Annotated in this window: 18 protein-coding genes; 6 read left to right on the top strand and 12 right to left on the bottom strand. The window is 42.2% G+C overall.

Going from position 1 to position 23,369, the window contains the following annotated elements; genetic code table 11:
- Positions 1 to 39: 39 nt before the first annotated feature.
- The 7 genes from ACAX20_RS04950 to rpsB all read right to left on the bottom strand — a co-directional run bounded on the left by ACAX20_RS04950 (position 40) and on the right by rpsB (position 5,195).
- The gene (locus tag ACAX20_RS04950; RefSeq protein WP_371189007.1) at positions 40 to 624 is read right to left on the bottom strand and encodes a class I SAM-dependent methyltransferase; all 585 of its coding nucleotides are present in this window, start codon (positions 622 to 624) and stop codon (positions 40 to 42) included.
- Positions 625 to 646: 22 nt separating this feature from the next.
- A complete protein-coding gene (locus ACAX20_RS04945; protein WP_371189006.1) occupies positions 647 to 1,393 on the bottom strand; it encodes an HNH endonuclease in 747 nt (248 codons plus the stop codon).
- Positions 1,394 to 1,815: 422 nt separating this feature from the next.
- On the bottom strand, positions 1,816 to 2,040 hold the full coding sequence (locus ACAX20_RS04940; RefSeq protein WP_371189005.1) for a hypothetical protein: 225 nt from the start codon (positions 2,038 to 2,040) through the stop codon (positions 1,816 to 1,818).
- A 131-nt stretch (positions 2,041 to 2,171) separates the two neighbouring features.
- On the bottom strand, positions 2,172 to 2,552 hold the full coding sequence (locus ACAX20_RS04935) for a hypothetical protein (RefSeq protein ID WP_371189004.1): 381 nt from the start codon (positions 2,550 to 2,552) through the stop codon (positions 2,172 to 2,174).
- A 253-nt stretch (positions 2,553 to 2,805) separates the two neighbouring features.
- A complete protein-coding gene (locus ACAX20_RS04930) occupies positions 2,806 to 3,216 on the bottom strand; it encodes a hypothetical protein (protein ID WP_371189003.1) in 411 nt (136 codons plus the stop codon).
- Between the two features lie 289 nt (positions 3,217 to 3,505).
- Positions 3,506 to 4,357, bottom strand: coding sequence for a translation elongation factor Ts (gene tsf, locus ACAX20_RS04925; RefSeq protein ID WP_371189002.1), 852 nt, complete (start codon positions 4,355 to 4,357; stop codon positions 3,506 to 3,508).
- A gap of 109 nt (positions 4,358 to 4,466) precedes the next feature.
- A complete protein-coding gene (gene rpsB, locus ACAX20_RS04920) occupies positions 4,467 to 5,195 on the bottom strand; it encodes a 30S ribosomal protein S2 (RefSeq protein WP_371189001.1) in 729 nt (242 codons plus the stop codon).
- Positions 5,196 to 5,629: 434 nt separating this feature from the next.
- Between rpsB and map the strand changes: the two genes are divergently transcribed.
- The 3 genes from map to dapD all read left to right on the top strand — a co-directional run bounded on the left by map (position 5,630) and on the right by dapD (position 10,115).
- Positions 5,630 to 6,475, top strand: coding sequence for a type I methionyl aminopeptidase (gene map / locus ACAX20_RS04915; protein WP_371189000.1), 846 nt, complete (start codon positions 5,630 to 5,632; stop codon positions 6,473 to 6,475).
- A gap of 89 nt (positions 6,476 to 6,564) precedes the next feature.
- Positions 6,565 to 9,189: a [protein-PII] uridylyltransferase gene (gene glnD, locus ACAX20_RS04910; RefSeq protein ID WP_371188999.1), complete on the top strand. Its 2,625-nt coding sequence runs from the start codon at positions 6,565 to 6,567 to the stop codon at positions 9,187 to 9,189.
- Positions 9,190 to 9,284: 95 nt separating this feature from the next.
- Positions 9,285 to 10,115 (top strand): 2,3,4,5-tetrahydropyridine-2,6-dicarboxylate N-succinyltransferase, encoded by an 831-nt coding sequence (gene dapD, locus ACAX20_RS04905; protein ID WP_371188998.1) that lies wholly within the window; start codon positions 9,285 to 9,287, stop codon positions 10,113 to 10,115.
- Between the two features lie 162 nt (positions 10,116 to 10,277).
- Here the strand turns inward: dapD and ACAX20_RS04900 are convergent, their stop codons facing one another.
- The 4 genes from ACAX20_RS04900 to ACAX20_RS04885 form a co-directional block, all read right to left on the bottom strand.
- Positions 10,278 to 12,089, bottom strand: a complete 1,812-nt coding sequence (locus ACAX20_RS04900; protein ID WP_371188997.1) for a DEAD/DEAH box helicase — start codon at positions 12,087 to 12,089, stop codon at positions 10,278 to 10,280.
- A 513-nt stretch (positions 12,090 to 12,602) separates the two neighbouring features.
- Complete coding sequence (locus ACAX20_RS04895; protein ID WP_371188996.1) at positions 12,603 to 13,355, bottom strand: hypothetical protein; 753 nt, start codon at positions 13,353 to 13,355, stop codon at positions 12,603 to 12,605.
- Between the two features lie 255 nt (positions 13,356 to 13,610).
- Positions 13,611 to 16,004, bottom strand: coding sequence for an AAA family ATPase (locus ACAX20_RS04890; protein WP_371188995.1), 2,394 nt, complete (start codon positions 16,002 to 16,004; stop codon positions 13,611 to 13,613).
- Positions 16,005 to 16,152: 148 nt separating this feature from the next.
- On the bottom strand, positions 16,153 to 16,521 hold the full coding sequence (locus tag ACAX20_RS04885; protein WP_371188994.1) for a PH domain-containing protein: 369 nt from the start codon (positions 16,519 to 16,521) through the stop codon (positions 16,153 to 16,155).
- A 185-nt stretch (positions 16,522 to 16,706) separates the two neighbouring features.
- Here ACAX20_RS04885 and ACAX20_RS04880 point away from each other — a divergent pair, with 185 nt between their 5' ends.
- Entirely contained in the window at positions 16,707 to 19,448 is a 2,742-nt protein-coding gene (locus tag ACAX20_RS04880; RefSeq protein ID WP_371188993.1) for a M16 family metallopeptidase, read from the top strand.
- A gap of 125 nt (positions 19,449 to 19,573) precedes the next feature.
- Here the strand turns inward: ACAX20_RS04880 and ACAX20_RS04875 are convergent, their stop codons facing one another.
- On the bottom strand, positions 19,574 to 20,065 hold the full coding sequence (locus tag ACAX20_RS04875; RefSeq protein WP_371188992.1) for a zinc ribbon-containing protein: 492 nt from the start codon (positions 20,063 to 20,065) through the stop codon (positions 19,574 to 19,576).
- Positions 20,066 to 20,261: 196 nt separating this feature from the next.
- On the opposite strand from ACAX20_RS04875, the gene leuS reads away from it, so the two are divergent.
- Together leuS and lptE are read left to right on the top strand one after the other, a co-directional pair.
- Entirely contained in the window at positions 20,262 to 22,841 is a 2,580-nt protein-coding gene (leuS, locus tag ACAX20_RS04870; RefSeq protein WP_371188991.1) for a leucine--tRNA ligase, read from the top strand.
- Entirely contained in the window at positions 22,841 to 23,359 is a 519-nt protein-coding gene (gene lptE / locus ACAX20_RS04865; protein WP_371188990.1) for an LPS assembly lipoprotein LptE, read from the top strand. Before leuS ends, lptE begins: the two co-directional genes overlap by 1 nt.
- Positions 23,360 to 23,369 lie beyond the last annotated feature (10 nt).

The raw sequence follows: 23,369 nt of genomic DNA, 5'->3' as shown, positions 1-23,369 counted from the left end.
TAGGAACGTAGCGGGTGATTTGCCGAGTGCGGCAATTTGTTAAGCATTCTCTGCCACACCCATGACAACATTCATTGAACCATCAGAACTTTCCATTGAAAATGGGATTGATGTGGTATATTTCGAGAATTCTGCTTGCTCCAGTGCTAATTCAATCTGTTCTTTTGAGAAGCCAATTCCTAGCTCATCATTTTCTTTTAACCAGTCCCACTGAACTAAAAATCCCCCCTTTCTTAGCAACTGTTTTAACAGATTAAGTGTTTCTTGATAATCTGAAACAAAGGCTAATGCAGATGAAGCGACTATGACATCGAAACCATCACGGAGAACGTCATCATTACTGATCAAATCTTGGGTAAGCTCACCGTTTATTACCTGTACATTCTTGAGGTGTTTATCGCTAAGAACTGAAATCATTTTCTTAGAGGGATCAATAGCCACGACTGCACTTGCATGATCAGATATTCTCTCAGTAAGGAGACCTGTGCCACAACCGAAGTCCAGTACTTTGCGACCATCTAAATCAACAATATTTAATAAAGATTCATAAGCCTTGTGGCAATATAAGATTACAGCCTCATTGCTGTCCCATCCGTCAGCATAATCGTCCCAGCTTTCGCTCATTATCTCAATTTCCTTTGATTGTTTATTTTATGCCTAACGCCCCGATAACGGGCACTGATAATAGCTTGCTAAACTTGTGTAGCGAAGCGGAACGTAACCCGCTTTTAAATGCCTTGTTATATTTTTTAAGCGCTGACTGCACTTCTTCAACTGTATACGGTGGATTTCGTTTATGTATAACCCTATGGCAATTAGGGCAAAGTGGAACTAAATCATTGATTGGGTCAATTTGATAATCAATACCAATTTCAGAAATAGGTTTGATATGGTGAATTTCAATAATACCTTCAGCAATTGCCCCGTAAAGTTCACCCATATTATTTAAACAACATTGACATGTTAATCCGTGATGCTCAATACATGCAGCACGTGCATATCGATTTCTTTCAAATTTATTAACTTTAATTTGAATTCTTTTTCCTTCCCACAAAGGATTGTCTGTTTCGATTTCAGGTAATATAGCTGACTCTTCATTTATAATATTCAATACTTTTTCATGTAGCTCAGTTTCACTTAGATTTTTAAGAGAATCATTAACTTTTACACGAGATGCTCTCTTCTCTGCGCCTTTATAACCAACTCTATGTGGGAAAAAGGCATCATATTCATCTCGAAGTCTCTTCAATGAACTGTCTGGCATTGAAAAGAATCGAGAGTAACTAATAAGCAAATTCGTCATATTTTTATTAGGCTCAAGATTTTTATAAGAATCTGGAAATTTTGCCAAATAGTAGGCTACAACATGTGCTTCTTCTGGGATATGAGCCATTGGGTTCTCCTACACTATGAATTTAAAATATAACGCCCCAAAGGGGATTGCCAGCCTTGCCTTGTTATGTGCTTAGTATTCAATGCCTAGATTACCATTTTGACATTTTGGGCATTTTCGGTGAAATACATCTGTTCCATTTGCACCATATACATGCCCACATCCCGGCACTAGGCACTCAAGTTTGTAGGCCGTAGCATTGTGATCAGTACCTTTCGTACCGCGTGTTCCATGATTTTTTTGATTATTACGATTAACGTATCCAATCTGAGTGCTTTCAGCAGTTCCATTTTTCCACATTGCTCAAATCCTTCTTTGCACATAACGCCTCAATAACTGGCAGCTGTAACGAAGCGCAGTGTAAGCTGTCCGGCGCCGAAAGCACGAAGTTGATTGACTTGTTATGTTTTTGTAATTGGTGATTAACTATCAAAGTTCATTACTTTTGTGATTGGATCAATTTTTGGTGGCCATAAGTCATGTGTACGATAAGCTATAACCTTTTGCTTAATAGCTTCTTCTAAAGCTTGAAGATCCTGTGATGATTCAAAGTTACCAGATTTTTCCTCTATAATTTGCATTACCTCAGCGTCTTGCACTACTTCAGCTAGTGCATAGATAAGATTTGCTCTTTGTATATCAACCATCGATATTCCTATAAATTCCTTACTGAGGTGCGAAAACATAACGCCTACATAAGCGGCGTAAAACACTTGGCTAAAATTAGTGAGTAACGAACGCCAGCCAAGTGTTTTGCGACCGTAACTTGACGTTCTTGTTAGGTATTATTTAGCCCAGAGCTAAATTTAAGCTTATGAATACCATACGTAATTAATGCAAACCCTACAAATGAAAACAACCCAAACGTAGTATCTTTTTCATCTATTAAGGATGTAAAAGCGACAAGTGTTAATAGTAAAAAAAGCCATTCAAAGCTTTGCGCGATTAGTTTAATAAACGTATGCAGAAATGGTTCTTCTGACTTGTTTGAAACTAAAACTATGCCAGCTAGGCCGAGTAATATAATAATAAATTCTCTTGCAAGAGAAACATCCTCTATTACTTCACTTAATCCAGTTAAATTAAATAAGGACATTCCTATAGCGAAGCATGAAACATGCAAAATTATAGCGAGAAATGTTCTGAATACTTCACTCATATTTGAGTAATACCTAACAGCTTATTATGTAGACGTCTCAGTAATGTCCGTCTACGTATTTTCATTTAAACTACCAGAAAGCATTTGATTTTCAATACATTAAATGGACAGGAACATGTTTTTCTAGAATAGCTCGGGATATTACTGAGAATTCACAGTAATGCTCGCGATTGCTCCTTACATTACCCTAATTAATTACCTCCATATAACGACAGATATTTCCAACGTAGCTGCGTCCTTGCAGGCTTTAAGCTTAGTTAATGAGCTCTTTCGCCACACTCTGCAATGCTGCAGGAAGCTCATCATATTTAACCACTTTAAACCCTTTGTCTTTGTAAGACGTTACGCCTCGCCCAACGGCATGGGCAAGCTCTTTGTTTTTCTCGTCAAGAATCGCAAAGCTTTGGTTTTCTAAAACCAGTTTACGAGGAGCGCGCTTAGTCGTTGTTGTCTTGGTCGGTTTACCCAGACTACTACCCACTAGGTCGGCAAGATCAAAACCTTCATTTTTTAACGCGTTCAATAATTTTTGTGATGGCAGCTTTAATTTATTAGCCGAAGAGGTTAAAACTTTTTTCGCCTGAATTTTTTCTTCAACAGATAATTTATCCAATTCGGCTGTTAATAGTTTTTCGTTTATTAAAATATTTTTAATTAAAGTCATCGCTCTCTCATTTTTATTAATATTTACAATACCTTAAAAGTAATAAAAAAAAGAGATAAAAGCAAAAAGAGTAAATCGAGGGCAAACGGCCTTTTAGCTGATGCAAGTGTTCGTGTTATGGTGAAAACTGTGCCATAGCACACAGCGAGGCATGTAACCCGCCAGCGAATGTCACCTTTTCAATATCGCCTATCGACGTATTCGTTCTAATAGCATCATAAAAAAAGCCCCGCATTGAAACAATGCAGGGCTTTACGTAATTCTAAAGGTTATTTAGAAAGCAGTAAGATTACTGACCTTTAGCAGCAGCGATTTGCGCTTCTACTTCAGCAGCGAAGTCTTCTTCTTTCTTCTCGATGCCTTCACCAACTTCTAAACGGATGAAGTTAGATACAGAAACACCTTTTTCTTTAAGAACGTCACCAACAGTGCGCTTAGGTTCCATGATGAATGCTTGACCAGTTAGAGAGATCTCGCCAGTGAATTTCTTCATACGGCCAGTAACCATCTTCTCAGCGATTTCAGCAGGCTTGCCTTCGTTCATCGCGATGTCGATTTGGATAGCTTTCTCTTTTTCAACTACGTCAGCTGGAACGTCTTCTGGGTTAACGTACTCAGGCTTAGAAGCAGCAACGTGCATTGCAACGTGCTTAAGTGATTCAGCGTCGCCTTCACCAGCAACAACAACACCAATAGTGCCGCCGTGGATGTAAGAAGCTAATGCTGCGCCTTCGATGTACTCAACACGACGGATGTTCATGTTTTCACCGATTTTAGCAACTAGAGCAACACGAGTTTCTTCAAACTGCTCTTTCAATGCTTCGATAGAAGGCTTGTTAGCGATAGCGAAATCAGCTACTTCGTTAGCGAATGATACGAAGTTTGAGTCTTTTGCTACGAAGTCAGTTTGACAGTTAACTTCTACAAGAGCAGCAACACCTTCAGCTTGCTTGATGATGATTGCACCTTCAGCAGCGATGTTACCAGCTTTTTTAGCTGCTTTAGCTTGACCAGACTTACGCATGTTCTCGATTGCTAGCTCCATGTCGCCATCAGCTTCTTGAAGAGCTTTTTTACAATCCATCATGCCCGCGCCAGTACGGTCACGTAATTCTTTTACGTCTTTAGCAGTAATTGCCATGAGTTATTCCTCAAATATCTGTAATTGTATTGCGAAAAGGCGATGCCTCTTCGTTAATAAGGGTATGAATCGTCGGCTAGATATCACCTAACCGACGATAAACAGCGAATTATTCAGCTTCTACGAAACCGTCTTTTTCAGCTGCTACAGCGATGTTGTTTTCGCGACCTTCGATTACTGCAGAAGCTGCAGACTCAAGGTATAGGCTAACTGCACGGATAGCATCGTCGTTACCAGGAACGATGTAGTCAACGCCATCTGGGTTTGAGTTAGTATCAACAACAGCAACTACAGGGATACCTAAGTTGTTTGCTTCTTTAATAGCAATGTGCTCGTGGTCTGCATCGATAACGAAGATAGCGTCTGGTAAGCCACCCATGTTTTTGATACCACCAAGGCTTTTCTCAAGTTTTTCCATTTCACGAGTACGCATTAATGCTTCTTTCTTAGTAAGAGCATCGAAAGTACCGTCTTGGCTTTGAGTTTCTAAGTCTTTTAAACGACGGATAGATTGACGAACAGTTTTCCAGTTAGTCAACATACCACCTAACCAACGGTGATCAACGTAGAATTGGTCACATTTGATAGCCGCTTCACGAACTGCTTCACTTGCTGCACGCTTAGTACCAACGAAAAGAACTTTACCTTTTTTAGCAGAAACGTTTGCTAAAAATTGTAGAGCTTCGTTGAACATAGGAACAGTAGATTCTAAGTTGATGATATGTACTTTGTCACGAGCGCCGAAAATGAATGGCTTCATTTTTGGGTTCCAGTAACGAGTTTTGTGACCGAAGTGTACACCTGCTTTAAGCATGTCGCGCATAGATACGTTTGGCATTTTAAATTCCTCTTGGGGTTATGCGTTCATACATTCCATGTTACCGACCTATCGTTACCTTCTAGCAGGTAACAGGCACCCCGGAACATGTTTAATGAATGTATGTGAGATTAATAAAAAGTAATAATGTGCTGTAAATGTCATCATTTCAGCAGTTTTCCAAAAGCCAGATCAATAACCATAACTTTGGAGCCGTGCTTTATAACATTAATATCGGTAAAAATAAAGTAAAAAGCACAAAAAAACAGCAAATCATCATTCGACGGCTTACGCTGTGCTCTACAACCGAGTGCTGATGTTGATATTGCATACAAAGTAATGCATTTTGACTATAGCTGCGTTATTATTTATCCCTTTATATAAGCCCTTATATATGAATTCGTAATCGGTTTGCAAAGCGCCGATTACCAGACAGATTTAATTTGAGGAAATCAATGACTATTGCCATCAAGACTCAAGCCGAAATTGAAAAAATGCGCATCGCCGGTAAACTTGCCGCCAGCGTTTTGGAGATGATTGAGCCACATGTAAAAGCCGGTGTTACCACTGCCGAGCTAGACAGCATTTGTGCTGAGTACACTGCACAACATAATGCCTTATCTGCGCCGTTAAACTATGGTGCTGATCAACATGGTGAAGGTGGTTTCCCTAAGTCTATCTGTACATCAGTAAACCACGTGGTTTGTCACGGTATTCCATCAGAGCAAACATTAAAAGACGGTGACATTATCAATATCGATATCACGGTTAAGGTTTGTCTTGATGATGACAATACTCCGGAAGACGAGAAAAAGTACTATCACGGTGACACCTCAAAGATGTTTTTAATTGGTGACGTATCACCTGAAAACCGTCGCTTATGTCGTATCACCCAAGAAAGTTTGTATGCGGCTATCAAAAAAGTAAAACCAGGTAACAAGTTTTCAGATATTGGTGCGGCTATTCAAAAGCACATCAAAAAAGCGGGTCGCTTTGGTATTGTTAAAGATTTTTGTGGCCACGGTATTGGTAGCGTATTCCACGAAGAGCCACAAATTCTACATTACAAAAATGCCGACAACCGTAAAATGGCCGCTGGTATGATTTTCACCATCGAGCCAATGATCAACCTTGGCAAAGGTGGCACCGTACTAGATAAAGACGATGGTTGGACTGCTTACACGGTTGATGGTAAAAACTCAGCACAATGGGAACACACCATTTTAGTAACCAACACAGGCTGTGAAATTTTAACGCTACGTAGCGAAGAAAAAGACATACAGCGCATTATGGTTAACTAGCCAATGTTTTAAAGCCCTGCCGTTATCAAACGCTAGGGCTTTTTTATGGATTAAATAAAATAACAACAACTGCAATAGATAACATATTTATGCTTAATCACGCCATTCTTCCAACATCCCTAACGGCCAAACTGGCACCCGCGGCGGTCGCCTTAACTACCCAAGAATTTGTCGAGTTAAATAACGACTTTTATCTGTGGTTACGTGAGTCGTTTTATAAACATGAGATTACTGAACTGGTTCATGCACGCGCCAGTTTTGTCGATCAAGTTTTACAAAAAGTTTGGTGTCAACACCATCTCGATGAACATCAAATCAGTTTATTGGCTGTAGGCGGTTATGGGCGAGGTGAGCTACATCCATACTCAGATGTCGACATTCTGATTTTAACCCCTGAGAAAATCGACAAAGACATCGAGCAATACATTGGTGCGTTTATTACCCAATTGTGGGATATTCGCTTTGATATTGGCCATAGCGTGCGCAGTATAAAAGACTGTATTAAGCGTGCAAAAACAGACGTTACCATTGCCACCAATCTTCTTGAATCTCGCCTTATTTGTGGCAACTGTCAATTAGAAGAGCAATTACAACCTCAGTTATTCAAAAAGAATTTTTGGCCATCTAATGACTTTTTCATTGCCAAGCGCGATGAACAACAGCAGCGCCATCAGCAATATAAAGGCGCTGCGTATACGTTAGAGCCCAATTTAAAAGCCAATCCTGGTGGCTTGCGCGATATTCAAACCATCAGTTGGGTAGCGAAACGTCATTTTCAGGCAGATACCATTAAACAACTGGTTGATCACAATTACTTATCTGAAAATGAGTTAGACGAGCTTATCGAGTGTCAGGACTATTTGTGGCGTATGCGCTTTTGCTTGCACTTTGTTGCCGGTCGCAGTGAAAACCGCCTGTTGTTTGACTACCAAGGTGATGTGGCAGACATGATGGGCTTTGGCGATGACGGTAAGCCCGCAGTTGAGCGAATGATGAAACGCTTTTTCCGTATTATTAACTCGGTGAATGAGTTAAACGAAATGCTACTACAGCACTTTGAAGAAGGTATTTTGGGTAAAGACGCAACGCTTACCACGGTTGATATTGACCATACCTTTGAGAAAGTGGGCTCACTGATCCGCGCCAAGAATAAGCGAGCGTTTATTCGTCACAGTAACTTTATCGCCATATTTTTAGCCATTGCCGAAAATCCCGATATCAAAGGTATTCACTCAAACACCATTCGCTTAATGCGTAACACCCGCCGTCGATTAATTGGTGGTTTAAATGATTACGCCGAATGCCGTCGTTTGTTCATGACCTTAATGCGCCACCCTAATGGCTTAGGCCGTGCATTTAATCTAATGCATCGCCATGACATTATTGCCAGCTATCTTCCCGAGTGGCAAAAAATTGTCGGGCAAATGCAATTTGATTTATTCCATGCTTACTCGGTTGATGAACACAGTTATCGATTGATTAAAAACCTATATCGTTTTTCTTTGCCTGAGCACAACAATGAATTTCCACTTTGCTCGACCATAGTACAAAAAATTCGCAAGCCAGAACTGCTCTACATCGCTGGCATATTCCATGACATTGCCAAAGGTCGAGGCGGTGATCATAGTAAACTCGGTGCCGTAGATGCGCTTGAGTTCGGTAAAGTACATAAACTATCAGAGCATGATAGTCGGTTAATTGCTTGGCTCGTTAAATACCACTTATTGATGTCTGTTACCGCACAACGTAAAGACATTTCCGATCCTGCGGTGATAAAGCAATTTGCCGATGTGGTGCGCGATGAAGCACACCTCGACTATCTGTATTGTTTAACCGTTGCTGATATGCGCGCCACTAATGAAAGCTTGTGGAACAGTTGGAAAGCCAACCTATTGCAAGAATTGTACTTTGCCACCAAAGCCGCATTTCGTCGTGGTTTAGAAAAACCCGTTGAACTGCGTAGCAAGATCCGCGAAAACAAGCAATTGGCGTTAGAGAAACTTCAAGATCAGGGCATTGATATCAGCGCCATTGAACAGTTATGGCAACAGTTTAGAGCCGACTATTTTCTGCGTTATTCGCCATCGCAACTTTCATGGCATGGTCGCCATATCATCAGTCATGATAAAGAAAAGCCATTGGTGCTGATCAGTGAAAAGCCTTATCGCGGCGGCACTGAAGTGTTTGTGTATACCAAAGATAAAAGTAACGTTTTTGCCACCTCCGTTGGTGTGCTTAGTGCGAAAAAGCTGTCGATTCACGATGCTAAGATCATTACATCTAAAGACGGTTACACCTTAAATACTTTTGTTGTTTTAGACGGCAAAGGCAAACCTCTTAAAGATTTGTATTATCTAGATGATATTAAAACGTCGCTCACAAAGAGCTTAGCCACTGATAAGCTGCCGCACATTCCAACAAAGCCAGTGCCGCAAAAGTTTAAGCAGTTTAATATCCCGACCAAAGTTAGCTTTATTGGCCACAGTAATAAGCGAGTTAATACCTTAGAAGTCGTCGCTATCGATCGCCCTGGCTTACTTGCACAAATTGGCCAAGTATTTCAGCAATGCCATGTCAATGTGCATATGGCAAAAATCAGTACCTATGGAGAACGTGCCGAAGATATCTTTATCATCTCCAATAAAGACGGTGAAGCGCTATCAATTGACGAGCAAAATCAGTTAGAATCACAACTACATAGCATTACGAGTTAATCATTTTAGCGACATTATCTTACGATTTAACATGTGACTTTTCACCTTGGTTAACTTGAGACAACACATTAATATTGACAGTTTTAGGAAAATATATGAGTTCTTTACAGCAAATCATTGAACAAGCATTTGACGAACGCGCTTCAATTACGCCAACGACCGTCGCTGCTGACGTTAAACAAGCCATCTTAGATGCACTTGATATGTTAAATGATGGCAGTGCCCGTGTTGCCGAAAAAGTCGACGGCGAATGGGTTGTAAATCAATGGTTGAAAAAAGCCGTGCTACTGTCATTCCGTATCTGGGATAACGAAGTGATTGAAGATGGTGATAAAAACGGTAAGTTTTTTGACAAAGTGCCAATGAAATACAAAGACTACGATCACAATCGCTTTGCTCAAGAAGGTGTCCGAGTGGTTCCAGGTGCATCGGTTCGCGCTGGTTCGTACATTGGCAAAAATGTTGTTGTTATGCCATCGTTCGTTAACATCGGCGCATTTGTTGATGAAGGCACTATGGTAGATACTTGGGCAACTGTAGGTAGCTGTGCGCAAATCGGTAAAAACGTTCATCTATCAGGTGGTGTTGGTATTGGTGGTGTATTAGAGCCGTTACAAGCCGGCCCGACCATCATTGAAGATAACTGTTTTATTGGCGCGCGTTCTGAAATTGTTGAGGGCGTCGTTGTTGAACAAGGTTCGGTTATTTCTATGGGCGTTTACATTGGTCAATCAACGAAGATCCTTGACCGTGAAACAGGTGAAATCCATTATGGTAGAGTACCAGCAGGCTCTGTTGTCGTTCCTGGCAACATCCCATCAAAATGTGGCACTTACAGTTTATACGCTGCGGTTATCGTCAAAAAGGTCGACGCAAAAACCTTAGGTAAAACGGGCTTAAATGAACTGCTACGTAGCATCGACTAACTATTGCTATTGATGAAGATATAACGCTGAATATGTTCGTTTAAATATCAAACTCACAATAGTTTAAGCATAAAAAAAGAGAGCCCGTTAAACGGCTCTCCTTTTTGTTGTTCATTATCGCTAATGTAAGGCTAGCAACAGGCTAACCTTACTCTCGCGTGATTAATGATTACGTGAACGACGCTCACCTTTGTCAGAACGATTGTTACGACGACGCGGTGCATCCGTAACAACTTGCTGATCGGCAACTGAAATATCTAGTTGCTTACGACGAATACGAACGGTACGTAACTTATTGTACGAGTCTTTTGGCATACCTTTTGGTAAATGCACAATCGAGTGTTGCTCATGCAAATCGATTTGGCCAATGTATTGACTATCCAAAGCAATTTCATTAGCAATCGCGCCAACGATATCACCAGGACGAGCACCATGCTCTTTACCTACTTCAATACGATATGCTTGCCAATCAACATCAACGCGTGGACCATTGTTACGTGGACGCTCACGACGCTCAGCACGGCGTTCACCTCGATCGTTACGATCACCACGCTCGCCACGACGCTCATTTCTGTCGCCTCGACGATCTGAGCGACGCTCATCACGGTCACCACGACGGTCATCACGAGCACGACGCTCACGCGGGTCTTCTTTTGGTTGAAGCGGTTGCTTTAACTGCTTCTGGTATAGCAACGCCGCAGCTAAGTGTTCAATGCTTAGTTCAGTTTGCTCGACCATACCTTCAAGAATTTGCATCATGTTGGCTAAGTCTTGGCGACCAGCAATCTCAACGATTTCATTTTTAACACGTTCAATACGCTTTTTACCGATTTCAGCAATGGCCGGCATTTCGAAGTTCTCGATGGTACCAGATGTTGCACGCTCGTAATGGCGTAAGTTGTACATTTCACGAGGACGCACGAATGAAATTGCGGTACCTTCACGACCAGCACGACCAGTACGACCAATACGGTGAACGTAAGATTCGCTGTCGCCCGGTAAATCGTAGTTGATAACCAAATCAATACGTGGAATATCTAAACCACGAGCAACAACGTCAGTCGCGATCATGATAGAAATTTCACCTTTCTTCAGCTGATCAACGGTACGCTCACGTTGCGCTTGGTTCATGTCACCGTTTAGCGCCGCACAAGGGTAACCTTGACGCTCTAAAAATTCACTAACGGTTACTGTATCGCTACGAGTACGTACGAAAATCAGTAATGCATCGAAATCTTGGGTCTCAATGATGCGCTCAATACCAGTATTTTTGTTAATACCCGTAACTTTCCACGCCAATTGCTTGATGTTTTTCTTAGACTCTTTCTTGTGTGCAATTTTGATGTGCACTGGTTCGTCAAGAAAACGGTCAGCAACTTTCTTAATTGCTGGTGGCATGGTCGCTGAGAATAATGCCATTTGCGTGTCTTTTTGTAAGTGATCAAGAATCCACTCGATATCTTCCAAAAAGCCCATGTTTAGCATTTCGTCTGCTTCGTCCAAGGCACAGAACTTTACGTCACCTAATTTTAATGAACGACGACGTAAATGATCCATTAAACGACCCGGAGTACCTACTACCACTTGTGCACCTTTTTCAAGTTGCGACAACTGTGGACTGTATGACTGACCACCGTATAGGGTGGCAATACGTAAGCCTTTCATGTTAGCAGCAAATGCTTCTAACGCTTCAGCTACCTGAATAGCAAGCTCACGAGTTGGTGCTAAAACCAACATTTGTGGGCGACGTAATTTGGTATCGATGTTAGCAAGTGCAGGTAAACCAAAAGCAGCGGTTTTACCAGTACCTGTTTGTGCTTCACCTAATACATCATGACCTTGTAAAAGTGGGCCAATGGTTTTTTCTTGAATAGGTGTTGGTGCAGTAAAACCCATCTCGGTTACTGCAGATAATAAAAATTCAGGCAAGCCTAAAGAGTCAAAGCTGGTTACAGCATTGTTGGTATCAGTCATTAAAATATCTTCTTAAATGTGGGCAGCTCAAATAAGGACGAGCAATATGGTGTTCGTCCAGGCAAATAACTGCATTAAAATCTTCGTTATCCACCTGGCGACTTATGGCAATATCAATGCAATAACAAATTCTCTGTTATGCATTTCACACTCTAGCGAGGGCAAGTTAGCAAACTTGCAAAAAAGTCGAATGGCGGAAATAACCCTTTCCTATGTATCTTAGCTCAAGTCTCGACGCTTATTGTCTTTTGTCTCTCTTAATATGACTGACAACACTCAAATTTGACTCGATAATACATGCGAAGCCGCATCATACCGACTTGTAAAAAATATGCAAGTAACATTGTGTAACCTAATTGTTTTATTAACACAATATGTACGTTATTAACGGAGTTGATGAATCCGCTTTTACCTTATACAACTATCCCCCTTGAAACAGAAAGGGCCTTTAATGCACTTTACATTAAAAGCCCTGTATAACTTTAGGCTGCGTTTACTGCAATTGCCGTTCGCTTATGAGTCGACGCGTACTTCGCCATTAATTTGGTTAAAGCTTAAACCGCCAGAGCCCGCCTCAGTGATAATAAGCCCACCGGTTTTCTCTACGGATATCGCCCCTGAGCCATCATCGATGGTAACCATCCCCCCAACGTCTGCGACACGCATAGCACCTGAGCCGTCTTCAATATCAACCGAACCAACAACATTGGTGACACTAAGATCACCCGAGCCATCGTCAATTTGCAGATCGCCTGCAACATTGTCGACGGTGATACTCCCTGAGCCGTCTTCAATATCAACACGACCATTAATGTTCATTACAGTGAGTGCACCTGATGCATCATTAATATCTACGTCATTGTCCATATTACGAACAACGAGCTCGCCTGAGCCATCTTCGATGTCCATCAATAAATGACTCGGTACGCGCATTGTTACATCGATTTTTGGCGATTCATGCCATATACCATTGGTATTATGCTTGGCTATTAATACCGCCTTATCACCCACACGACTGAGCGTCAGCTGATAACGACGCTCTTGTGTCGTAAAAATATCGGTATTGACGACAATTTCATTCATGCCATCGACACCTTCAATGATTAAATTACCCGCACCGGCTTCTACTTTTAAGCTTGCAATATCTTGGCTATCAAGTTGCAAGGTTTGTTGCAGTTTAATATCCGCATTATTTGCTTCTAAGTGAATCACACAACCTTGTAACACGGCTGTGCAGGCTAACATGGCGGCAAATGAGGTTCGCATTATATATATCCCTGTAAATATTTTATCTTTATTGCTTTTAACGTGTGGCGTTAACGACACGCCTGTTATAAGACAATCAAAAACCGAGCCAAAAACAACAAGCAGTTGTTTTTAAACATTTTTTACATATCTCGCGACGCGTACTTTAATTTTTTTGGTCATTTAGCCAACACTGGCTAGCGATAACCACTAATAGTTAGTTAATCTCACTAGCCAGCTGTACCTATGTGAAACAGGCCTGTAGACAAACAGTTGTTATTCTTCATCTTCACCGTTTATCAAATCAGATAACTTTTTCAGCTTATCTTGTGCCATACCATGAATGGTCTTTTTCGGATACGTACCGGTACGTTTCATCTCACCGGCAGGTTGGTTAAGTAAAATCTCTAACGCTTGATCAACGTGATCTACCGCATAAATACTGAACTGCCCTGCTTTGACAGCATCAATAACATCATGATCTAACATTAAGTTCATTTTGTTGGTTTTCGGGATAATCACCCCTTGCCCGCCCGTTAAGCCTTTGTCTTTACATAAGCGGTAAAAACCTTCGATTTTCTCGTTAACACCACCGATCGATTGCACTCCACCATGCTGGTTCATCGAACCGGTAATAGCGATCTGTTGGTTAATTGGTAATTCGGTAATCGAAGATATCAAGGCACACAGCTCTGCCATCGATGCACTGTCACCGTCGATATGGCCATACGATTGTTCAATAGCAATATTTGCCGAAATCGACAGCGGGAATTTTTTGCCATATTTATGGCCCAAATAGCCAATAAGCAACAACACCCCTTTGGAGTGAATCGATTTGCCCAACTCCGCTTCCCGCTCTATATCGGTTACTCCTTGCGCGCCAGCATAGACCGTAGCCGAGATACGCGCTGGCGTACCAAATACACTGTCGCCAATTTCAAGTACCGTTAAGCCGTTAACTTTACCAACCGCTTCGCCGTCGGTCGATATTAACACTTGCTCTTCTTTGATCTCTTGCAACCAAGTTTCACTCAAGCGACCACTGCGACGTTTTTTCGCTGCCAGTGCTGCTTCAACGTGCTCTTGTTCAATACTTGGACTGTCATCGTTACGCCAAATAAACACGGCTTCATCAAGCAAGTCGTTGATGTTAACAATATTGGCAGATAACTTATTTTGATGCTCAGCTTGGCGCAGAGAGAAACGCACCAGCGCACTTACCGCAGCATCACTAACATCTGGGTACTGATGTTTGACTGCATGTTGGCGAATTAGCGTCGCATAGGCTTTTAAGTTTTCTTCGTCTTTATCAACATGGCGATCAAAATCTGCCAGCACTCGAAACAGCTCGGTAAATTCTTGATCATACTCTTGCAAGGTGTAATACAACTCAGAGTTTCCAAGCAAAACGACTTTCACCTTTAACGGTATTTTTTCGGCTTGTAAGCTGACGCTACCGCCAATACTCATTTCCGCATACGGGTGCTCAATTTGTAATTCACCTGTTTTTAGGGCTAATTTTAAGCGTTGCCAAACCAAAGGTTGATTCAACAGTTTATCAACATCGAGTAATAAGTAGCCACCGTTGGCTCGATGCATAGCGCCAGCACGAATTAACCGATAATTGGTATATACCGCGCCTTGAATCGATGAGTAATCAATGGTGCCAAATAAGTTTTGATAGGTTGGGTTTTGCTCATAAACAACAGGAGCACCTTCATCGGCGTCTCGTGTTACCAATAAATTAGGCAAAAACCGTTCGCTCAATAGCTTGCGACAAACTTTGTCGTCACGGGAGCTTTCTGAGTTTTCATCAACCAAAATATCAAGGACGACTTCGGTAATATGATCTTTCACCTGACGCAAGTACTTAAGAACGCCCAAATTCGCTGAAAATTCATGTTCAAGCTCTTTAAGTAATGGTCGAATACTTTGCTCTGCGGTTTCAAACTTAAGTTTACGTAGCGCCATCGCTGATTCACGCTTCCACAGTGGCAGCTCAAGTAGCTTTTCAGTGAGCATAGTTTCTAGCTCAGTAAGCATTTGATAAAACGCAGTACGCGTTTGTTCGTCTAATTTTGCAAACTCTTTATCATCGACCGGTTTACCATCAACCAACGGCGCGAAACTAATTTCGCCTTTTTCTTCATAGAGCACCACGTCTTTGCTGTAAGCATATTCTTCGAGCTCTTCGATGGCGCTGTCGTAGCGTTGATTAAACTGACGATCGATTGCGGCTTTTTGTCGTTGATAACCCGGGTTATCAAAAATTTCCGGAAACAAATCCAATAAGTCGTCAATTAATTGATTAATCTTACTTTGTAATTGTTTACCTTCGCCGGCATTTAAATACAATTTATAGGGCGCCTGTGGGTCATCAAAGTTATTGATATAACACCATTCTTCCGCGGTAGGCTGATTAGCAGCGAACTCCGCTAACATTTGTGTGATCAACGTTTGTCGACCAGTACCAGGATCGCCTTTAGCAAAAACATTAAACCCTGGCGAGGTCATAGATAAGCCAAAACGCAGGGCTTCCTTGGCGCGATCATGGCCGATAAATTTTTGCGTCGTTTGGCTATCTACTTGAGACTTGGTAAATAATGTTGCGGGTAAATCGGCAGCGAGTTGCTCCGCCGGCACTTTCAGTGCATTAAGACGCTCAGTCATCAAATGCGGGTATCCTTTTAATCTTTACTGCATACAGTAAATCACACTAGGGTTATCATACCAATGTGTTACTGGTGTTCATTCCATAGTAACCGTATGCCCTGTAAAAATGCAAAACCTAATTAGCGTTACACGGTTTTGGCCTGCGTTATAAGACGTGTTTCGCTATTATCGCCGCGATATCTGTGGTCTTGGCATTACCGCTAAATTCAAATTTAACTTGCCCTAGTGCTGAAAAATATATTTCAAGCTCTGAGTCCAAATCAAAGGTTCCCGATGTTTCGACAGAGAAGGCAACGATATTTTTATAGGGTAATGATGTAAAATCCTTTTTGCTACCGGTAATGCCCTGCACATTCACTGCAATAATGCGTTTATTAGTAAATACCACGCCATCACGCATCGATTTATACGCATCTAAAATCTCTTCACCCTCTAGTAATAGCTGGCTCACCATCTCACCATACTCTGGATTTTGCTTTAATTTAAAAACACTTTTGTTGTTAAAATCTATCATCACTTTTCCTTATTCATTGAGTCTCGACTTATTTGGTCACAAAAGGCGTTACCACGCAGTTGGCTTTGACATTTAACAAACTGAAAACTAAGGTTAAATTCAATGTGCCGCAACATCAAGCACAAATCATTGGCTACTTAACAAGGTAGCAAAAACGCCACTAACAACAATAAAAGGAAACGCGTATGCATCATCACTTTTTTGCTATCAGGCTATGGTTACTCTGTGCCATATTGAGCGTAATTGGCTTTAACGCCAAGGCAAGCGAGCTAGATATTCCCTATACCCGTTATGTACTTGATAATGGTCTGACTCTTATTGTTCACACCGACAATAAAGCGCCCGTTGTTGCAGTAAACGTTTGGTATCACGTTGGCTCCAAAAATGAACCAACGGGTAAAACGGGTTTTGCTCATTTATTTGAGCACTTAATGTTTAATGGCTCTGAAAATTATAATGATGAATATTTCAAGCCATTTGATAACGTAGGTGCTACGGGTATGAATGGCACCACCAATTTCGACCGTACTAATTATTTCCAAGTGGTACCGAAAAATGCCGTAGATATGGCACTATGGATGGAATCTGATCGTATGGGACACCTACTGGGTGCCGTTGATCAGGCCAAATTGGATGAACAGCGTGGCGTTGTACAAAACGAAAAGCGCCAAAGTGAAAACCAACCATACGGCAAAGCCTTTATAACCATTTTTGAAAATATGTTCCCCAACGGCCACCCATACGCTCACTCTGTTATTGGCTCTATGGAAGATTTAAACGCCGCCAGTCTTGATGATGTACATCAGTGGTTTAAAACCTATTATGGTGCAGGTAATGCAACCATTGTACTAGCCGGTGATATTGAGCCGGAGTATGCCAAACAACGCGTTGAACATTACTTTGGCCATATTCCATCAGGACCACCACTAACCAAACATGATGATTGGATTGCCAGCATCGACGGCGATGTGCGCACCGTAATGCAAGATCGCGTGCCGCAAGCGCGTTTATACAAGCTATGGAAAATGCCAGGCATCGGCTCGCTTGAAGCCAATCAATTGGATTTAATCAGTGGTATTTTGTCTCAAGGTAAGTCGTCGCGATTATACAAACGCTTAGTAATAGATGAGCAACTCGCATCTGACGTACAAGCTTTTGCGTTTCCATTAGAAATTTCTGGCATATTTGGTGTTATCGCTACTGCCATGCCGGGCAAATCACTCAGCGATATGGAAAACGCCATTAATCAGGAAGTCTCCAGACTACTTGAAAAAGGTCCTACAAAAGACGAAGTTAAACGTATTGTCACCGCTCGTAAAGCAGCGTTTATTCGTGGCAATGAACGCGTTGGTGGCTTTGGTGGTAAATCCGATACCTTAGCTCGCAATCAAGTGTACTTAAATCAACCGGATTTTTACAAAACGACATTACAGCGTTGGCAAAAAGCCAATCAGGTTGATTTACTGAATACGGCGCGCTCATGGATCAATAAAGGTCAATATGTACTAGAAATACACCCTTTTGACGAGGGCAAAGCCGCCGCTAATACAGTCGACCGAAGCAAATTACCTGAACCTGAAGAGTCGCCAAATGTTGCATTTGATAGCTTTGAAAAACGCAGCTTAGATAATGGACTAAACATTGTATTAGCCAAACGTTCTACCGTGCCAATGGTAAACATGCAGTTAGTCTTTGACGCTGGATATGCCGCCGATCATGGCAAGCTAGCAGGCACTGCCAGCTTAACCTTAGAAATGCTCGAAGAAGGCACCAGAAGCCGTGACGCATTAGAGATCAGTGATAGCCTGCAAACACTAGGCGCAAATTACTCGGTATCATCAACCTTAGATACATCCAATATTAGTATGTCCGCATTGACCGAAAACTTAGACGATAGCCTAAGTTTATTTGCCGACATGGTGATTAACCCAACATTCCCTGAAGATAATTTCAAGCGTCGACAAAATCTACGACTTGCTAGAATCCAACAAGAAAAAGTTCAACCGGTAGGCATGGCGCTTAGGGTATTTCCGAAACTGATTTATGGTGACGAGCACCCATACGGTACGCCGCAAACAGGCAGTGGCAGTGAAGCGTCAGTTAAGGCCATGTCACCTAAAACGTTAAATGATTTTCATGCCACATGGTTGCGTCCTAATAATGCGACTCTAGTCGCCGTTGGTGACATCAGCATGGATGAATTAGAAAGCAAAGTTCGTAAAGCCTTTGCTAAATGGCAAGCCAAAGATGTGCCGAAAAAAGATATTGCTACAGTCTCTCTACCTGGTGCCGAAAAAGTTTACCTTATCGATCGCCCCGGCTCAGAGCAATCTATTATTTTTGCAGGCCATGTTGTGGCTCCAAAAAACAATGACAATGAAGTCGCCATGCAAGGATTTAATGAAGTACTGGGCAGTGGCTTTAATTCTCGCTTGAATCTAAATTTACGAGAAGATAAGCATTGGTCGTATGGTGCCAGAACCTTGCTATTACCCGCCAGTGGTCAACGCCCGTTCATAGCTTATGCGCCTGTACAAACCGATAAAACTAGCGAATCGATGAGTGAGATTCAAAAAGAGTTTACCGACATTCAAGGTGCACGCCCACCAAGCGATGAAGAAGTTACGCGCGCCAAAGATAAGCGAGTACTCACCCTACCAGGGCGTTGGGAAACGTACGACGCAGTGCTAGGGTCATTGGTTGAGATGGTACAGTTTGGCTATCCTGATAACTACTGGCAACAATATCCACAAAGCGTCAGGGCGCTTAGCAAAGCACAAATAGCGCAAGCGGCCAAAGACACTTTACATGAAGATAAAATAACTTGGGTAGTGGTTGGTGATCGCAGCAAAATTGAAGATAAGATCAAGTCACTGGGTTACCAAGATATCACCTATCTTGATGCCGATGGTAATGCGGTAGAATAAAGGTTATCGCTTTAGCCTTAACCAGGGCCATATATAAGCTCTGAACCAAAAGCCTGATAACATACAAAGCCAAGTTAATAACTTGGCTTTGCTTTTGAAGTTGTACCGTTATCTCTGTTGTACCGTTAAACATTGCGCTTAAACAGTTGTCTTGAATACGTATTATGACCGCACTTAGGGCAATCAATCACGGTTGATGCGTGAGTAATATCAACCACTCGGCCACAACCATTACAGCTTAATCGCCCAAAACCAATCACATCACCGCTGCGATACACACCGTCATGGTCAATATCATCAAGAAATTCTTGCCATTCGACCTGTGTGGTATCGGTCATATTAGCAAGATGTTGCCACATGCCCTCTTGCACAGCATCTAGATATAAAGATTCTTCGGCATCTTGTTGGTAATGTCGGTAAAAACCGAGCAGATCATTTTTAAAACTATCGACACTCAGTTGATACTCATTTACTGACACATCGGCTGCGGCATCAATAAACTCCTCCGCTTTATTCACCCACTGGCGAATACTATGCATTTCATCGGGAGCCGCTTTATCAAGCCAAGCTGACAAACGGTCGAAGACACCTTGATATTGTTGATTTTGTTCGGTCATAGTGCAAACTCTGTAAAAATGTCGTTATTTTAAGTATAGACGGAAGAAAGCGTTGTTAGGCAGCGCTGAAATAAGGTAATATTGCTGCCATATTTTGGAATATTGCGCCTGCCCTATGCCTCTCCTAGGCCACCCCTAGGCTCACCATAAAAGGCAATAAAAAGGCGCGCAGAAACAGTTAACCGAGAAGATATTAATGGAAGCCATTTATAATCCTCAATCCATTGAGAGCAAAATCCAACAACGTTGGATGGAAAAGAAAACCTTTAAAGCACAAGAAATCGAAGGCAAAGAAAAGTTCTACTGCTTATCGATGTTCCCGTACCCAAGCGGTCGTTTGCACATGGGCCATGTGCGTAACTACACGCTAGGCGACGTGATCAGTCGTTACCAACGCTTACAAGGTAAAAATGTAATGCAACCAATGGGTTGGGATGCATTTGGCTTACCAGCAGAAAACGCAGCAATCAAAAATAAGGCTGCGCCTGCCGCATGGACGTACGAAAACATTGATTACATGCGTAACCAACTTAAGTCGTTAGGCTTTGCTTACGATTGGGATCGTGAATTCGCTACCTGTAAAAAAGAATACTACCGTTGGGAGCAATGGTTCTTCACTAAGCTTTATGAAAAAGGCTTAGTGTACAAGAAAAATGCAACCGTTAACTGGGATCCGGTTGACCAAACGGTACTTGCTAACGAACAAGTTATCGATGGTCGCGGCTGGCGTTCAGGTGCCATTGTTGAGAAAAAAGAAATTCCACAATGGTTCATTAAAATCACGGATTACGCAGAAGAGCTATTAAACGACATCGACAAGCTTGACGGCTGGCCTGAGCAAGTTAAGACCATGCAGCGTAACTGGATTGGTCGCTCGGAAGGTGTTGAAATGACCTTCACCGTTGCTGACAGCGATGAAGCGTTTGATATCTACACCACACGTCCAGACACCGTTATGGGTGTGACTTACGTAGCGCTTGCTGCACAACATCCATTGGTATTAAAAGCAGCTGAAGGTAATGCTGAATTAACGGCCTTTATCGAAGAATGCAAAAATAACCAAGCAACCGAAGCCGAAATGGCGACCATGGAAAAACGTGGTGTCGATACCGGTCTTAAAGCCATTCACCCATTAACAGGCGAACAAGTACCTGTATGGGCAGCGAACTTTGTGTTAATGGATTACGGCTCAGGCGCAGTCATGTCGGTTCCTGGTCATGACCAACGTGACTATGAGTTCGCGAAAAAATATGGCTTAGCAATCAAGCAAGTTATCGCTGCACAAGAAGGCGATGACATTGAAACCGCTGCTATCGTAGAGAAAAACACTTTGGTTAACTCAGATGAGTTCGACGGTTTAGACTTTGATGCTGCGTTTAAAGCCATCAGCGACAAATTAGTGACGCTAGGCAAAGGTAAAGTGACGGTAAATTACCGTTTACGTGACTGGGGTGTTTCTCGTCAGCGTTACTGGGGTACACCAATCCCAATGCTAACCTTAGAAAACGGCGAGTCAGTGCCGGTACCAGAAGATATGCTGCCGGTTGAGTTACCTGAAGACGTGGTTATGGACGGCGTAACATCGCCGATTAAAGCGGATCCTGAGTGGGCAAAAACCACCTACAATGGTCAACCTGCGTTACATGAAACCGATACCTTTGATACCTTCATGGAATCGTCTTGGTATTACGCACGTTACTGTTCGCCAGAGAGCACTGATGTGATGTTAGATCCTGCCAAAGCCAACTACTGGCTACCGGTAGATCAATACATTGGTGGTATTGAGCACGCGATTTTGCACTTATTGTACTCGCGCTTTTTCCACAAACTATTACGTGATGTAGGTCTAGTAGAATCTGATGAGCCATTTAAGAGCTTGTTATGTCAAGGTATGGTGCTTGCTGATACTTACTACCGTGAAGAAGCAAATGGCGCACAAACTTGGATTTCACCGACCGACGTTGACGTTGAGCGCAATGAAAAAGGCCAAGTCACAAAAGCTATTTCTAAACTTGACGGCGAGCCGGTTATTTCTGCTGGCATGAGTAAAATGAGTAAGTCGAAAAACAACGGTATCGACCCGCAACAAGTTATTGAGATGTACGGTGCTGATACTGTGCGCTTATTCATCATGTTCACCTCACCACCAGAGCAAACGCTTGAATGGTCTGACTCAGGTGTTGAGGGTGCGCATCGTTTCTTAAAACGCGTGTGGAAATTGGTTCACGATTTTGTGGAATCTGGTGATGCGCCAGCATTAAGCGATGTGACTCTAGAGTCTGCACATAAACACTTGCGTCGTGAACTACACAAAACCATCGCCAAAGTGAGTGATGATATTGGTCGTCGTAACACGTTCAATACTGCCATTGCTGCGATTATGGAGCTGATGAACACCTTAGCTAAGGCTAAGATGGAGTCAGATGCTGACCGTGCAGTAATGAAAGAAGCGGTACAAGCCTTAGTATTAATGCTTACCCCTATCACGCCACACTTAGGCCATGAACTATGGGCAATTGTTGGTGACAACAGTGAAGTTGAAGATGCGGCATGGCCACAAGTAGACCAAAGCGCGCTTGTTGAAGATGAAAAACTGGTCATCGTACAAGTAAACGGTAAATTACGTGCTAAAATCACAGTATCTAGCACTGCTTCTCAAGAAGATGTTGAAAAACAGGCTCTTAATGATGAGAATGTAGTTAAATTTACCGACGGAAAAACCATTCGCAAGGTCATCTACGTACCGGGCAAACTGGTTAATATTGTGGCTAATTAATGCTGTTAACAACACATTTTACCAAGCACTTAAAACTGACCATCAGCGCTATGCTGATGGTCAGTTTGCTAACCGCTTGCGGCTTTAAATTGCGAGGCGATTATTTAATCCCCGAGCGCTTACAAACCATGTACGTTAGCTCGCAAGATCCCCATGGCGAACTAACCCGCGTTGTGAAGCAACACCTTACCGTAAACGATATAACCATTATTAAATCGGTAACGGATGATGTACCTCATTTACGTATTCTTAAAGATAGTCTTAATCGTCGAACCCTGAGCTTGTTTGAAAACGGCCAAGTTGCTGAGTATGAACTGACCTATACCGTGCGTTATGAAGTAATGATTAACGAACAAGAACGTCAGTATTATGACTTTAATATCACCCGCAGTTATCAAGACGATCCGAACCGCGCTTTAGCAAAGACACGTGAGTTAAACCTGTTGCGTAAAGAAATGCGTGTTGCTGCCGCCGATAAAATTCTGCGCGATTTAGCCAGTATCAAGCTAAACGGGTAGTACGGTTGCC

Origin of the sequence: Thalassotalea sp. Sam97 (assembly GCF_041379765.1) — a bacterium.
Lineage (GTDB): Bacteria > Pseudomonadota > Gammaproteobacteria > Enterobacterales > Alteromonadaceae > Thalassotalea_A > Thalassotalea_A maritima.
This window is presented reverse-complemented; position numbering and strand designations above follow the sequence as displayed.

What these genes read in the sequence shown, in the direction of transcription:
- ACAX20_RS04950 (WP_371189007.1), bottom strand. Translation starts at nt 624, where the DNA reads ATGAGCGAAAGCTGGGACGATTATGCTGACGGATGGGACAGCAATGAG.
- ACAX20_RS04945 (WP_371189006.1), bottom strand. Translation starts at nt 1,393, where the DNA reads ATGGCTCATATCCCAGAAGAAGCACATGTTGTAGCCTACTATTTGGCA.
- ACAX20_RS04940 (WP_371189005.1), bottom strand. Translation starts at nt 2,040, where the DNA reads ATGGTTGATATACAAAGAGCAAATCTTATCTATGCACTAGCTGAAGTA.
- ACAX20_RS04935 (WP_371189004.1), bottom strand. Translation starts at nt 2,552, where the DNA reads ATGAGTGAAGTATTCAGAACATTTCTCGCTATAATTTTGCATGTTTCA.
- ACAX20_RS04930 (WP_371189003.1), bottom strand. Translation starts at nt 3,216, where the DNA reads ATGACTTTAATTAAAAATATTTTAATAAACGAAAAACTATTAACAGCC.
- tsf (WP_371189002.1), bottom strand. Translation starts at nt 4,357, where the DNA reads ATGGCAATTACTGCTAAAGACGTAAAAGAATTACGTGACCGTACTGGC.
- rpsB (WP_371189001.1), bottom strand. Translation starts at nt 5,195, where the DNA reads ATGCCAAACGTATCTATGCGCGACATGCTTAAAGCAGGTGTACACTTC.
- map (WP_371189000.1), top strand. Translation starts at nt 5,630, where the DNA reads ATGACTATTGCCATCAAGACTCAAGCCGAAATTGAAAAAATGCGCATC.
- glnD (WP_371188999.1), top strand. Translation starts at nt 6,565, where the DNA reads ATGCTTAATCACGCCATTCTTCCAACATCCCTAACGGCCAAACTGGCA.
- dapD (WP_371188998.1), top strand. Translation starts at nt 9,285, where the DNA reads ATGAGTTCTTTACAGCAAATCATTGAACAAGCATTTGACGAACGCGCT.
- ACAX20_RS04900 (WP_371188997.1), bottom strand. Translation starts at nt 12,089, where the DNA reads ATGACTGATACCAACAATGCTGTAACCAGCTTTGACTCTTTAGGCTTG.
- ACAX20_RS04895 (WP_371188996.1), bottom strand. Translation starts at nt 13,355, where the DNA reads ATGCGAACCTCATTTGCCGCCATGTTAGCCTGCACAGCCGTGTTACAA.
- ACAX20_RS04890 (WP_371188995.1), bottom strand. Translation starts at nt 16,004, where the DNA reads ATGACTGAGCGTCTTAATGCACTGAAAGTGCCGGCGGAGCAACTCGCT.
- ACAX20_RS04885 (WP_371188994.1), bottom strand. Translation starts at nt 16,521, where the DNA reads ATGATAGATTTTAACAACAAAAGTGTTTTTAAATTAAAGCAAAATCCA.
- ACAX20_RS04880 (WP_371188993.1), top strand. Translation starts at nt 16,707, where the DNA reads ATGCATCATCACTTTTTTGCTATCAGGCTATGGTTACTCTGTGCCATA.
- ACAX20_RS04875 (WP_371188992.1), bottom strand. Translation starts at nt 20,065, where the DNA reads ATGACCGAACAAAATCAACAATATCAAGGTGTCTTCGACCGTTTGTCA.
- leuS (WP_371188991.1), top strand. Translation starts at nt 20,262, where the DNA reads ATGGAAGCCATTTATAATCCTCAATCCATTGAGAGCAAAATCCAACAA.
- lptE (WP_371188990.1), top strand. Translation starts at nt 22,841, where the DNA reads ATGCTGTTAACAACACATTTTACCAAGCACTTAAAACTGACCATCAGC.